The organism is Ancylobacter gelatini (genome assembly GCF_022601675.1).
Lineage (GTDB): Bacteria > Pseudomonadota > Alphaproteobacteria > Rhizobiales > Xanthobacteraceae > Ancylobacter > Ancylobacter gelatini.
Genome location: NZ_JAKVIL010000014.1, coordinates 70,633 through 84,342, shown reverse-complemented (window position 1 = coordinate 84,342; position 13,710 = coordinate 70,633). Strand labels below are relative to the sequence as shown.

Below are 13,710 nucleotides of genomic sequence, written 5' to 3'. Positions count from 1 at the left end.
GGGCCTCTAAGGGCAAGGGGAACTGGAAACGGGACGTCGCAGGCACGTTCAGGCGGAGGCGGTCTAATCGCCGCCGTCGTCCTTCGCCGTCTCGGCGTCGAGGGACTGGCCGCGATAGATCGCCCAGGGCGTATAGGGAATGCCGATGCGCGCGGCCTTGAGCCGCTCCAGCACCGCGAAATGCAGGTCGCTCTTCACCGTCAGCCCGTAATCGACATTCGCGACCACGCAGCGCAGTTCGAACTTCAGATAGCTGTCGCCGAACGCCAGCAGGAACACCCGAGGCGGCGGCGAGCGCAGCACCTGCGGATGGTCGCAGGCGCAGCCGATCAGAATGTCGCGCACCTCGTCGGCGTCGGCGTCATAGGCGACATTGACCGGAACGATGACGCGGCCCGTGGTGTTGGCATGGGTGAAGTTCTTCACCATGCCGGTAATCAGGTCCGAATTGGGAATGACCACGGCCGCGCGGTCGAAGGTCTCGATCTCGGTGGCGCGCACGCTGATGCGGCGCACATAGCCTTCCTCGCCCTTCACCGAAATCGTGTCGCCGACGCGGATCGGCCGCTCGGCGAGCAGGATCAGGCCGGAGACGAAATTCGAGACGATCGACTGGAGGCCGAAACCGATACCGACCGAGAGCGCACCGGCGACCAGCGCGATGTTTTCGAGATTGATGCCAATTTGACTCATCGCCATGGCGATGACCGCGATCGAGGCGACATAGCCAATGATCGTCGAGATCGAGTTCTGCAGGCCGGTATCGAAGTTGGTGCGCGGCAGGATCGCCACCGCCACCCAGCGCTGGAGCGCTCGCGCCACGAGAATTCCCGCCGCGAGGAACAGCATGGCGCTCAGCACCGACCCGATGGTGATGGTCGAATTGCCGATACTGAAGCCGAAGGTGATGCGATTGACGAAATCCTTGAGGTCCGCCGTGGAGGTGCCCCAGGTGCCGACCACCAGGATCAGCATCACCATGAAGGCCACCGCCTTCAGCACGCCAGCGAGCAGCACCGCGAGAAGTTCGAGGCTCGCCACACGGACGCCAAGCATTTTCGCCACTGCGCGCGCACGCGGACCGCTGGCCGTGCCGTCGATGAAGAAGGCATTGATCAGCGCGATGACCAGATAGAACGCGCCGGCCGTCACCACCGCGATCAGCGAGCGCGAGGCGAGGAACCCGCCAAGATTCACGTAGCCCGCGACCAGCGCGACCAGGATGATGGCGTTCATCAACCAGAACGGGAAGCGTATCCATTGTAGCAGCGAGGTCGGGCTGGCTGGCGCCGTCTCCCCTGCGTCCGGCGGCGGCGTTTCGTCGTCCGGGCTGTCCACGTTGAGCTTGCGGATGCTGCGCGCGGCGATCACCACGAGCGCCGCCGCCATGGTGGCCGTGGTGGCGACCGTCAACGCCACCGGCGCCACCAGCGCGCGGTGCAGTGTGTTCAAAAGCGCGCTGGCAGCCAGCACCCAAAGCCCGGTCAGGGCACTATTGTAGAGCAGCTTCGCGACCTGGTCGGAGAGCGGCAGCACGCGGCGGCGATCATCGCCGGGCGCGAGCGCGCCGAGCAGCAGGCCGCGCCCGACGGCGACCACCGTCACCGCAAGGCTCAGCCCCTGCGCGACCTCGGCTACCCGCGGGGGGATCAGGTTGAACGCATCCAGCAGCGCCAGCGCGGCGAACAGCGCCAGCGGGGCGGCAGCCATGTTGACCAGCGCGATCAGCGCGGACAGCGCGCACGCTTTCAGGCGCGTCAGTTCCTCCCCGGCCTCACCCTCCTCGACCCGGCGGATCGGCCGGGTGGTGAAGCGCTGGAGCCCGAACACGAAACCTACGATGCACAGCACGCCGAAGGCCACGGCCATCTGCCCGGCGATCGACATCCGCGCATTGGCGAAGGCCTTCCAGTCGCTCACCAGATAGCTGATACCGCGGAGTTCGCCCGGCAGGGCGGCGGCAGCGGCGATCCAGAGCTGGGGATCGAGCGCACTGTAGGTGCGCAGCAGCAGCGTGTCGGTAAACAGCGCGCGACGCCGGCTGGTGATCCGGTCAGCGACCTGATCGGCGCGCACCTTCAGCAGCCGCGCCTGCTTGAGCACGCCGTCCAGCTCGGAGGCGCGCGTGGTGAGAAGATCGCGCTCATGGGTGATCGATGGATTTTCCGGTGGCGCATCGTCGGCCGGCTTGGGGCCGATTTCCTGGATACGCTTCTGGAGTTCACCGAGCAGAGGGTCCAGCAGGGCGACGCCGGCGGTCAGTTCGTCGCGCACCGGGTCGATCCGGGCGCGCAGACCGTCGAGATCGGACGAGCTCAGATTGTCACGGCCAAGCGCAGCCTCGACGCTGTCGACGATGGCGCGCTGGCCCTCAAGCTTGGCGTGGATCGCCGCCTGATCATTGGCCGGCTGAGCCGCTGCCGGGCCGCCGAGGCCGGCACCCACGATCAGCAGCAGAACGACCGCTGCGAACAGATGAAACCCAAGCGCGCGCCACGCGCAGGCCTGTGTGCGATAAAATGCCATGATCATTAGCGGATTCGAGCGAGACGGCTTCCTGTCTCGGGCTCGATAGCGGCCAAGTCAAGGCGGTCGCGGCTAAGTCGCAACCCGATCGAGCATTCTGCAGCGCGAAGCCCGATAAATGGTCGGGCGCGCGCTCAGTTGCCGCGCATCGGGGGAGGCAGCATGCGCTCCTGAATCTCCGACGCCGACGCGAAGACCGCGAACACGTCGCCGATCAGCTCGCGCAGCCGCGAGAACGGAGTAGCCGGCGGGGTGCGCATGTGACCGACCACCTCCTCGCAGTCCAGCGAGAAGTCCGCGGCTTGCTGCACCGCGAGGCGCTTCATCCGGCCATTATTCGGCAGGAACACCACCTGAAGGTCCTCGATGCCGCGATTCTGCGCGATCAGCACGAGCTGGCGCATCAGCGACGAGCCGATGCCCCTGCCCTGCCAGGGCCGCTCGACGCTGAACGCCGCCTCTGCCGATGCCGGCTTGCCCTCGCGTCGCGGCAGCGGGTGCAGTTCGGCGACCGCGCGCAGCTCGCCTTCGACGAAATAGCCGATGAGGTGGGCGTCGCCCGACATCGCCCGCGTGGCATGACGCGCCAGCGCGCTGTCCGCCATCACGCCGCCGAAGCGCATGAAGCGGCTCAGCGGATCAAGCCGAAGCAGGTGTTCGAGGAAAATCCGCCGGTCCGAAGGAACCAGCTTGCGGATCTGCCCGAAGGCAAGGTCGGCCTCCTGCCGCGCGACAGGCGCAGCATGGTCGATCGTGGAATGTTCGGTACCGGGCATTGTCTCGCCTCGAAACCCGCAACCACTCGTTTATTGCGGCGCACCAGAAATATGCGCGGCGCAGCATAATACAATATTCACGACCGCATGGCTCGCATGCATGGCTGATGGTCCAGCGGTAACTGTGCGCCGGTTTGCCGGAAGCGACAATTAGGGAATGCAGCCGACCCGCGCCTTATATCGATAAAGCAACGCCGGCGCGATGGAGGCGGGTTGCTGCTTGCACGATTGCACGGCAGCGCCGATATCTGCGGCCGTATCGCACGCCACCTTCGTTCTAGAAGCGGCACTGGATACTTGCTGCATGCCCGCACTGCCGCTAAGCGTGCACTGCAATAGACAGGGGAGTTGGGCCGAGATGGAGCTCACCGCCGAAGCCGGGGGCTCGGTCCTCGCGGCGCGCTATGTAGCCCGCATGGCGGCCGGCGACATCGTTCCCGATGCCGGGCAGGCACGCGTGGTCGCGGCGCTGGCCGATCTCGAGCAGCGCATCGCCACGCGCCGCCTCGCGCGCAAATCCTCCGCGCTCGGCTGGCTGTTCGCCAAGCGCGAGGACACCATTCCTCGCGTGCGCGGCCTGTACATTCACGGCTCGGTCGGGCGCGGCAAGACCATGCTGGTCGATCTGTTCTACGAGTGCGTCGCAGTGCGCAAGCGCAAGCGCCGCGCCCATTTCCACGAATTCATGGCCGACGTGCATGCCCGCATCTTCAAGGTGCGCGGCGACATGAAGGCGGGGCGCATCAAGGAAGCCGACCCGATCGCGATCGTCGCAACCGCGCTCTACGAGGAAGCGTGGCTGCTGTGCTTCGACGAGTTTCACGTCACCGACATTGCCGACGCCATGATCCTCGGCCGGCTGTTCGAAAAGCTGTTCGAGTTCGGCGTCGTCATCGTCGCCACCTCCAATGTCGCGCCGGAAAACCTGTACGAAGGCGGCCTCAACCGCGCGCTGTTCCTGCCCTTCATCGCGCAGATCCAGCAGCACATGGATGTGGTGCGGATCGAATCGCCGACCGACTACCGCATGGAGAAGCTGGACGGCGTGCGCAGCTGGCATGTGCCAACCGGCCACGAGACCCAGACCGATATCGACCGCGAGATGGAGAAGATCTGGCACCGTCTCGTCGGCATGGATGGCGGCACGCGCCAGACCGTGGAATCGGCCGGGCGCACCATCGTCGTGCCGCGCGCGGGCAGCGGCGCGGCACGCTTCAGCTTCGAGGATCTGTGCGGCGCGCCGCTCGGTGCCTCGGATTATCTGCGCATCGCCCGCACCTATCACACGCTCCTGATCGAACACATTCCCCAGCTCGACCAGGACCGGCGCAACGAGGCCAAGCGCTTCATCACCCTGATCGACGAGTTGTACGAGAAGGGCGTCAAGCTGGTGGCCTCGGCCGCGGCGGAGCCGGAGAACCTCTATCTCGGCACCGAGGGCGCGGAGGCATTCGAATGGGCGCGCACCGTGTCGCGCCTGCACGAGATGCGTTCCAGCGACTATATCGCCCGCCCGCACGGACGCGGCGACTCGCAGGCGAGCGGGGACACGACCGGGTTGGTCGAGACCTGATCCGGTCAGGCGCCGGGCGACATGGAGCGGCAGGCAGGGCGTCCCAGACAGGAATGACGTCATGAGCAGGAACGGCCACAAAGACAACGCCACGCATAAATGCGCGCTGACGGGGCAGAGCATCACCGCCCGCGACGGTGTGCGGCTCGACATGCTGCGGCCGTCGCTGGCCGATCATATCCGCTCCCTCCATCCCGAACTGCCGCCGGACGCGCTGATTTCGCGGGCGGCACTCTCGCGCGAACGCGCCGCTTTCATCGCGCAGACACTGGAGGCCGAACGTGGCGCGCTGAGCGAGCTTGACCGCGACGTGATCGACAGCCTCGCGCAGAACGACATCCTGGCCGAGAATATCGAGATCGAGATCGACGAGCGCCGCAGCTTCGCCGAGCGCGCCTCCGACACCATCGCGAGGTTCGGCGGAAGCTGGACCTTCATCCTTTCCTTCAGCGCGCTGATCCTGATCTGGATGAGCCTGAACGTCGCGCTGGCGGCGTCGGCGCCGTTCGACCCCTACCCGTTCATCCTGCTGAACCTCGTCCTGTCGTGCATCGCCGCGTTTCAGGCGCCGATCATCATGATGAGCCAGAAGCGGCAGGAGGCGAAGGACCGGCTGCGCTCGGAGAACGACTATCGGGTCAACCTCAAGGCCGAGCTGGAAATCCGGCATCTGCACGAAAAGGTCGACCACATGCTCACCCACCAGTGGCAGCGTCTGGCGGAAATGCAGTCGATCCAGATCGAGCTGATGGAAGACCTGCTGGAGCGCCGCCGCTAGAACGACGGCGGGGCGGGACCGCGACGATCAAAACACACAGGCGAAGCCCCTCGCCGGAGGCATGGCAGCGTTGCGCCGAGGACGGCAGAACAGCCCGCAAAAACCTATCCAGATACCTCTGATCGATGAATTCCGGAGAATAGGCAATGCCCCGGTCAGGCATTGGGAATCTTGTATTCCATATGCCAAAGCATTGTCGGAAAGTCGTAGCGTTCCATGTTTACACTAACGGCCTTCATCGCTTGAACCACGCGGCGAGAAGGGTTATCGGAAGCCGCGCGGCGGAGCGCCGCACCTCTCCCAAGGAATGTCAGGAAATCTCATGGCTCGAGCAAAGATTGCACTGATCGGGGCCGGCCAGATCGGCGGCACGCTCGCCCTTCTCGCGGGTCTCAAGGAACTTGGCGACGTCGTTCTGTTCGATGTCGCGGAAGGTATTCCTCAGGGCAAGAGTCTCGACATCGCCGAGGCCGCTCCGGTGCTCGGCTTCGACGCCGACCTCTCGGGCACGAATTCCTATGAGGCAATCGCCGGCGCCGACGTGATCATCGTCACCGCGGGCGTGCCCCGCAAGCCGGGCATGAGCCGCTCGGACCTGATCGGCATCAACCTGAAGGTCATGGAACAGGTCGGCGCGGGCATCGCCAAATACGCCCCCGACGCGTTCGTGATCTGCATCACCAACCCGCTCGACGCCATGGTGTGGGCGCTGCAGAAGGCCTCGGGCCTGCCCACTCACAAGGTGGTCGGCATGGCCGGCGTGCTGGACAGCGCGCGCTTCCGCTACTTCCTCGCCGATGAGTTCAACGTCTCGGTTGAGGACGTCACCGCCTTCGTGCTCGGCGGCCACGGCGACGACATGGTCCCGCTGGTGCGCTACTCCGGCGTCGCCGGCATCCCGCTGCCGGACCTGGTGAAGATGGGCTGGACCAGCCAGGAGAAGATGGACGCGATCGTCGACCGCACGCGCAAGGGCGGCGGCGAGATCGTCAATCTGCTCAAGACCGGCTCGGCCTTCTACGCTCCCGCAGCGTCGGCCATCGAGATGGCGACCTCCTATCTGCGCGACAAGAAGCGCCTGCTGCCCTGCGCCGCCTACCTGACGGGCGAATATGGCGTGGACGGCCTCTATCTCGGCGTGCCGGTGATCATCGGCGCCGGCGGCGTCGAGCGCGTGGTGGAGATCAGCCTCGACGCGGCTGAGCAGGCGATGCTCGACAAGTCGATCGCCTCGGTCGAGGAACTGGTCGGCGAGTGCAAGAAGATCGCCCCCGACCTGGCCAAGTAAGGCCGGTCGGACGGCCGGCGCGGAACCGGGCAGCCTTCACAAGTTCGGGGGCTGCCCTTTCCACCCGGCTCATGGTGTCGATCTTGCTAACGTGCCTGTGAATGACGTGCCTGTGACTGACGTGCTTATGAGACTGGCGGGAACGTCCCGTGGTGCTTTTTTGCAGGACTGCGCCGCATTCCTGCGGCATTCATGAAGTCAACACGAGACCCATATAGACGCTGACCCGAGCTTTCGCCCCGAATATCCGGGGCAACCGGACACCCTCTCCGCTCCTTGCGGGCAGGATTTTCGGGATGAAAGCTCCGCCCCCGGACCAATAGTGGTCCCCTAGGAGCCGACTATGTCGCGCGCGGACTTGAACGAAGCCTTGCTCAACACCTCCTTCCTCTACGGCGCCAATGCGGCCTGGATCGAAGACCTCTATGCCCGCTTTGAGGCCGACCCTTCGTCGGTGGATGCGGAATGGCAGGCCTTCTTCGCCGGCCTGAAGGACGCCCCCGCCGATGTCGAAAAGAGCGCCCGCGGCGCCTCCTGGAAGCGGGACAACTGGCCGATTCATGCCAATGGCGAGCTGGTCTCGGCCATGGACGGCAACTGGATCGAGGTCGAGAAGGCCGTCGGCAAGAAGGTCGAGGCCAAGGTCGCCGAGAAGGCGCAGAAGACCGGCGTCGAGCTTTCCTCCGCCGATGTGCAGCAGGCGACCCGCGACTCCGTCAAGGCGCTGATGATGATCCGCGCCTATCGCATGCGCGGCCATCTGCACGCCAAGCTCGACCCGCTGGGGCTTGAACCCGAGCGCCTCGCTCCTGAGTTGGACCCGGTGTCCTATGGCTTCCGCGAGGCCGACCTCGACCGACCGATCTTTATCGATCATGTCCTCGGCATGGAGTTCGCCACCGTCCGCCAGATGGTCGCGATCCTGCAGCGCACCTATTGCGCCACGCTCGGCGTCGAATTCATGCACATCTCCTCGCCCGAGGAGAAGGCGTGGATCCAGGAGCGCATCGAAGGTCCGGACAAGGAAATCAGCTTCACCCGCGAGGGCAAGCGCGCCATCCTGAACAAGCTGGTGGAGGCCGAAGGCTTCGAGAAGTTCCTCGATGTCCGCTACACCGGCACCAAGCGCTTCGGCCTTGACGGTGGCGAAAGCCTGATCCCGGCGCTGGAGCAGATCATCAAGCGCGGCGGCCAGCTCGGCGTGAAGGAGATCGTGCTCGGCATGGCCCATCGCGGCCGCCTGAACGTGCTGACGCAGGTGATGGGCAAGCCGCACCGCGCGCTGTTCCACGAGTTCAAGGGCGGCTCCTGGGCGCCCGACGAGGTGGAAGGCTCCGGCGACGTGAAGTATCACCTCGGCGCCTCTTCGGACCGCGAGTTCGACGGCAACCAGGTTCATCTGTCGCTGACCGCGAACCCCTCCCATCTGGAAATCGTCGACCCGGTGGTGCTCGGCAAGTCCCGCGCCAAGCAGGATCTGCTGCACGACCAGGAGCGGACCCAGGTGCTGCCGCTGCTGCTGCACGGCGACGCGGCCTTCGCCGGCCAGGGCGTCGTGGCCGAATGCCTCGGCCTGTCCGGCCTCAAGGGTCACCAGACCGGCGGCTCGATCCACTTCATCATCAACAACCAGATCGGCTTCACCACCTATCCGCGCTTCTCGCGCTCCTCGCCCTATCCGTCGGACGTGGCGAAGACCATCGAGGCGCCGATCTTCCATGTGAACGGCGACGACCCCGAGGCGGTGACCTTCGCCGCCAAGATCGCGATCGAGTTCCGCCAGCGCTTCCGCAAGCCGGTGGTGGTCGACATGTTCTGCTACCGCCGCTTCGGTCACAACGAAGGCGACGAGCCGGCCTTTACCCAGCCGCTGATGTACAAGGCCATCAAGCAGCACCCGACCACGCTCGAAATCTACTCGAAGAAGCTCGAAGCCGAGGGCGTGATCGAGGCGGGCGAGTTCGACAAGATGAGGGCCGAATGGCGCTCGCGGCTCGACGGCGAATATGATGCCGGCCAGGCCTACAAGCCCAACAAGGCCGATTGGCTGGACGGCCGCTGGGCCGGCCTGAAGGTCGCCGACAGCGAGGACGACCCGCGCCGCGGCGTGACCGGCGTCGCGCTCGACGAGCTGCGCGAGATCGGCCGCAAGATCACCAGCGTGCCGGAGGGTTTCCACGTCCACCGCACCATCCAGCGCTTCCTCGACGCCCGCCGCAAGGCGATCGTGGAAGACGGCGCCGGGATCGACTGGTCGACCGCCGAGGCGCTGGCCTTCAGCACGCTGCTGCTCGACGGCCACCCCGTTCGCCTGTCCGGCCAGGACAGCGAGCGTGGCACCTTCTCGCAGCGCCATTCGGTGCTGATCGACCAGGAGAACGAGGACCGGCACACCCCGTTTAACCACCTGTCGGACAAGCAGGCGCATTACGAGGTCATCAACTCGATGCTCTCGGAAGAGGCGGTGCTCGGCTTCGAATATGGCTACTCGCTCTCCGAGCCCAACGCGCTGACGCTCTGGGAAGCCCAGTTCGGCGACTTCGCCAACGGTGCGCAGGTGATCTTCGATCAGTTCCTGTCGTCGGGCGAACGCAAGTGGCTGCGCATGTCCGGCCTCGTCTGCCTGCTGCCGCACGGCTATGAAGGCCAGGGCCCGGAGCACTCCTCCGCCCGTCTGGAGCGCTATCTCCAGATGTGCGCCGAGGACAACATGCAGGTCGCCAACCTGACGACGCCGGCGAATTATTTCCATGCCCTGCGCCGCCAGCTCAATCGCGACTTCCGCAAGCCGCTGATCCTGATGACGCCGAAGAGCCTGCTGCGCCACAAGCGCGCCGTCTCCTCGCTCGCCGAGTTCGGCGCCGGCACGACGTTCCACCGCGTGCTGTGGGACGACGCGCAAAGCCAGACGGTGAAGGCTCCCGAAGCCATCATCCTCAAGCCGGACAGCGAGATCCGCCGGGTCGTGCTGTGCAGCGGCAAGGTCTATTACGACCTCTACGAGGAGCGTGAGCGCCGGGGTATCGACGACATCTACCTGATGCGCGTCGAGCAGCTCTTCCCGTTCCCGCTCAAGACGCTGGTTCAGGAACTCTCGCGCTTCAAGCAGGCCGAGATCGTCTGGTGCCAGGAAGAGCCGAAGAACCAGGGCGCCTGGGCTTTCGTGCAGCCTTATCTGGAGTGGGTACTGGAACAGACCGGTTCGGCCTCGGCCCGCCCGCGCTATACCGGCCGCCCCGCTTCCGCCGCCACCGCGACGGGCCTCATGTCGAAGCATCTGGCCCAGCTCAAGGCGTTCCTGCAGGACGCGCTGGGCTGACAAGCCCCGCGCGTCTCGACCGATTGACGAACCGAAGGGAGCGCCGGCTCAGAGCCGGCCAGAGGTTAGGTAAGGAAAACGAGCATGGCCACCGAGATCCGGGTTCCCACGCTGGGCGAATCGGTCACCGAAGCGACCATCGGCAAGTGGTTCAAGAAGGCGGGCGAGGCTGTCGCCGCCGATGAGCCGATCGTGGAACTCGAAACCGACAAGGTGACGATCGAGGTTCCCGCCCCCGCCGCTGGCGTGCTCTCGGAGATCATCGCCAAGGATGGCGAGACCGTCGGCGTCGGCGCGCTTCTCGGCCAGATCGGCGAAGGCTCGGGCGCGGCTCCGGCTCCCGCCAAGGCGGAAGCCCCGAAAGCCGAAGCGCCCAAGGTCGAAGCTCCCAAGCAGGCTCCGGCTCCCGCCCCGGCTCAGGCGGCGTCGGCCGGCTCGAACGGCCCCGCGGTCGCCAAGCTCGCCGCCGAGAGCGGCCTCAACCCGGCCATGCTCGCCGGCTCCGGCAAGGACGGCCGCGTAACCAAGGGCGACATGCTCGGAGCCATCGCCGCCGGCACCACCGCCCCGGCCGCGCCGGTCACCGTCCGCGCGCCCTCCGCGCCGGCCGATGCCGAGCGTGAAGAGCGCGTGAAGATGACCAAGCTGCGCCAGACCATCGCCAAGCGGCTGAAGGATGCGCAGAACACCGCCGCGATGCTCACCACCTTCAACGACGTCGACATGTCGGCGGTGATGAACCTGCGCGCGCAGTACAAGGACGTGTTCGAGAAGAAGCATGGCGTGAAGCTCGGCTTCATGGGCTTCTTCACCAAGGCCGTCATCCAGGCCCTGAAGGACGTGCCCGAGGTGAATGCCGAGATCGACGGCCAGGACCTCGTCTACAAGAACTACTACAACATCGGCATCGCGGTCGGCACCGATAAGGGCCTCGTGGTCCCGGTGGTGAAGGAGGCCGACGAGCTGTCCATCGCCGGCATCGAGAAGGCCATTGCCGGCTATGGCCGCAAGGCGCGTGACGGCAAGCTCGGCATCGAGGACATGCAGGGCGGCACCTTCACCATCACCAATGGCGGCATCTACGGTTCGCTGATGTCGACCCCGATCCTCAATGCCCCGCAGTCCGGCATTCTCGGCATGCACCGCATCGAGGAGCGCCCGGTGGTGATCAAGGGTCAGGTCGTGGTCCGCCCGATGATGTATCTGGCGCTCTCTTATGATCACCGCATCGTCGACGGCAAGGGCGCCGTGACCTTCCTGGTCCGCGTCAAGGAAGCGCTGGAAGACCCGACCCGCCTCGTGCTGGACCTGTGATCCGGGCACGCCTGTAACCCGGGCGCCGGCCCGGCGGAGGACGCGATGAACTATCTGAGCGAATTCGCGGCCCTGATGGCCGTGTTCGCGGTGGTGATCGTGGCGCCGGGGGCGGATTTCGCCCTCGTCGTGCGCCAGAGCGTGGTTCATGGCCGGCGCGCCGGCGTGGCCACCAGCTTCGGCATTGGCGCCTCGCTGCTGTTCCACATCAGCTACACGCTGCTGGGGCTCGGCCTCGTGGTGTCGCAGTCGTTGACACTGTTCGCGCTGATCAAATGGCTCGGCGTCGCCTATCTCATCTATCTCGGCGTGAAGTCGTTCTTCGAGAAGCCGCTCGACATTGACGAGGGCGCGCTGGCAAGCCAAGCCGGCGCGCGCCGCGACCTGTCGCTGGCCGCCTGCTTCGGCGCGGGCTTCCTCACAAATGCGCTGAACCCGAAACCCGTTCTGTTCTTCCTCTCCCTGTTCGCCACGCTGGTGAGCCATGAGACGCCGGTCGCCATTTCCTTCCTTTACGGAATTGGCATGGCGGGGGCGCTGATCGTCTGGTTCGCCGGAGTCACGCTGTTCTTCACCAATCCGGCCGTGCGCGCCCGCTTCAAGGCGTGCGGGCGCTGGTTCAACCGCGTCACCGGTGCGACCTTCGTCCTGCTCGGCCTGCGGCTTGCCGTACAGAAGGCCGGCTGACCACTCACGAGATTCCAAGGCACCGCCCAAAGGAACTGCCAATGTCCTCCTACGATCTTGTCGTCATCGGCACCGGCCCCGGGGGCTATGTGTGCGCGATCCGCGCCTCCCAGCTCGGCCTCAAGGTCGCGGTGGTCGAGAAGCGCGCCACTTTCGGCGGCACCTGCCTGAACATTGGCTGCATTCCGTCCAAGGCGCTGCTGCACGCCTCGCATCTGTTCGACGAGGCAAATCACAGCTTCGCGCAGATGGGCATCGTGGTGGATAAGCCCAAGCTCGACCACAAAGCCTTTCTCGCCTTCAAGGACCAGGCGGTGGACGGCAACACCAAGGGTGTCGCCTTCCTGATGAAGAAGAACAAGATCGACACCTATCACGGCACCGCCTCGATCCCGGCGGCCGGCAAGGTGGATGTCGCCATGGCCGACGGCACCGCCCAGTCGCTGGAGACCAAGGCGATCGTGATCGCCACCGGCTCGGATGTGGCGAAGCTGCCCGGCATCGAGATCGACGAGACCCGCGTCGTGTCCTCCACCGGCGCCATCGCGCTGGAGAAGGTGCCCGGCAAGCTGCTGGTGGTCGGCGCCGGCGTCATCGGGCTGGAGCTCGGCAGCGTGTGGCGCCGCCTCGGCGCCGAGGTCACGGTGGTCGAATATCTCGACCGCATCCTGCCGGGCATGGACCTTGAGGTCGCCAAGTCGTTCCAGCGCATTCTGGAAAAGCAGGGCATCGCCTTCAAGCTCGGCACCAAGGTCACCGGCGTCGACAGTTCGGGCAAGGTGCTGAAGGTCGGTGTCGAGCCGGCCGCCGGCGGTGCCGCAGAGACGCTGGAGGCCGATGTGGTGCTGGTCGCCATCGGCCGCGTGCCCTACACGGAAGGGCTCGGGCTGGAGGCGCTCGGCGTCGAGACCGACAAGCGCGGCCGCGTGGTCACCGACCATTATTACCGCACCAACGTGCCCGGCATCTTCGCAATCGGCGACGCCATTGTCGGCCCGATGCTGGCCCACAAGGCCGAGGACGAGGGCGTGGCGATCGCCGAACTGCTGGCGGGTCAGGCCGGCCATGTGAATTACGACGTGATCCCGGCCGTGGTCTACACCTCGCCGGAAGTGGCGAGCGTCGGCAAGACCGAGGAAGAGCTGAAGAGCGCGGGCATCGCCTACAAGGTCGGCAAGTTCCCCTTCCTCGCCAATGGCCGCGCCAAGGCCAATAACGAGACCGAAGGCTTCGTGAAGTTCCTCGCCGACGCCACCACCGACAAGGTGCTCGGCGCGCACATCATCGGTGTCGAGGCCGGCGAGATGATCCATGAATGCGCGGTACTCATGGAGTTCGGCGGTTCGTCCGAAGACCTCGCCCGCACCTGCCACGCCCACCCCACCCGCTCCGAAGCGGTGAAGGAAGCGGCGATGGCGGTGGAGAAGCGCGCCATCCACATGTGAGGCG

Annotated in this window: 9 protein-coding genes; 7 read left to right on the top strand and 2 right to left on the bottom strand. The window is 65.7% G+C overall.

The window, feature by feature from the left end:
* Positions 1-63 precede the first annotated feature (63 nt).
* A complete protein-coding gene (locus tag MKI84_RS19785; protein ID WP_241621982.1) occupies positions 64-2,532 on the bottom strand; it encodes a DUF3772 domain-containing protein in 2,469 nt (822 codons plus the stop codon).
* A 128-nt stretch (positions 2,533-2,660) separates the two neighbouring features.
* Positions 2,661-3,302, bottom strand: a complete 642-nt coding sequence (locus MKI84_RS19780; RefSeq protein ID WP_241621981.1) for a GNAT family N-acetyltransferase — start codon at positions 3,300-3,302, stop codon at positions 2,661-2,663.
* A gap of 358 nt (positions 3,303-3,660) precedes the next feature.
* Here MKI84_RS19780 and zapE point away from each other — a divergent pair, with 358 nt between their 5' ends.
* The 7 genes from zapE to lpdA all read left to right on the top strand — a co-directional run bounded on the left by zapE (position 3,661) and on the right by lpdA (position 13,706).
* On the top strand, positions 3,661-4,875 hold the full coding sequence (gene zapE / locus MKI84_RS19775; protein ID WP_241621980.1) for a cell division protein ZapE: 1,215 nt from the start codon (positions 3,661-3,663) through the stop codon (positions 4,873-4,875).
* Between the two features lie 61 nt (positions 4,876-4,936).
* Positions 4,937-5,653: a DUF1003 domain-containing protein gene (locus MKI84_RS19770; RefSeq protein ID WP_241621979.1), complete on the top strand. Its 717-nt coding sequence runs from the start codon at positions 4,937-4,939 to the stop codon at positions 5,651-5,653.
* A gap of 322 nt (positions 5,654-5,975) precedes the next feature.
* Positions 5,976-6,941, top strand: a complete 966-nt coding sequence (gene mdh / locus MKI84_RS19765) for a malate dehydrogenase (protein ID WP_241621978.1) — start codon at positions 5,976-5,978, stop codon at positions 6,939-6,941.
* Between the two features lie 343 nt (positions 6,942-7,284).
* Positions 7,285-10,260, top strand: coding sequence for a 2-oxoglutarate dehydrogenase E1 component (locus tag MKI84_RS19760; RefSeq protein WP_241621977.1), 2,976 nt, complete (start codon positions 7,285-7,287; stop codon positions 10,258-10,260).
* 84 nt (positions 10,261-10,344) lie between these two features.
* On the top strand, positions 10,345-11,574 hold the full coding sequence (odhB, locus tag MKI84_RS19755; protein ID WP_241621976.1) for a 2-oxoglutarate dehydrogenase complex dihydrolipoyllysine-residue succinyltransferase: 1,230 nt from the start codon (positions 10,345-10,347) through the stop codon (positions 11,572-11,574).
* A 45-nt stretch (positions 11,575-11,619) separates the two neighbouring features.
* The gene (locus MKI84_RS19750; RefSeq protein ID WP_241621975.1) at positions 11,620-12,261 is read left to right on the top strand and encodes a LysE family translocator; all 642 of its coding nucleotides are present in this window, start codon (positions 11,620-11,622) and stop codon (positions 12,259-12,261) included.
* A 41-nt stretch (positions 12,262-12,302) separates the two neighbouring features.
* The gene (lpdA, locus tag MKI84_RS19745) at positions 12,303-13,706 is read left to right on the top strand and encodes a dihydrolipoyl dehydrogenase (RefSeq protein WP_241621974.1); all 1,404 of its coding nucleotides are present in this window, start codon (positions 12,303-12,305) and stop codon (positions 13,704-13,706) included.
* Positions 13,707-13,710 lie beyond the last annotated feature (4 nt).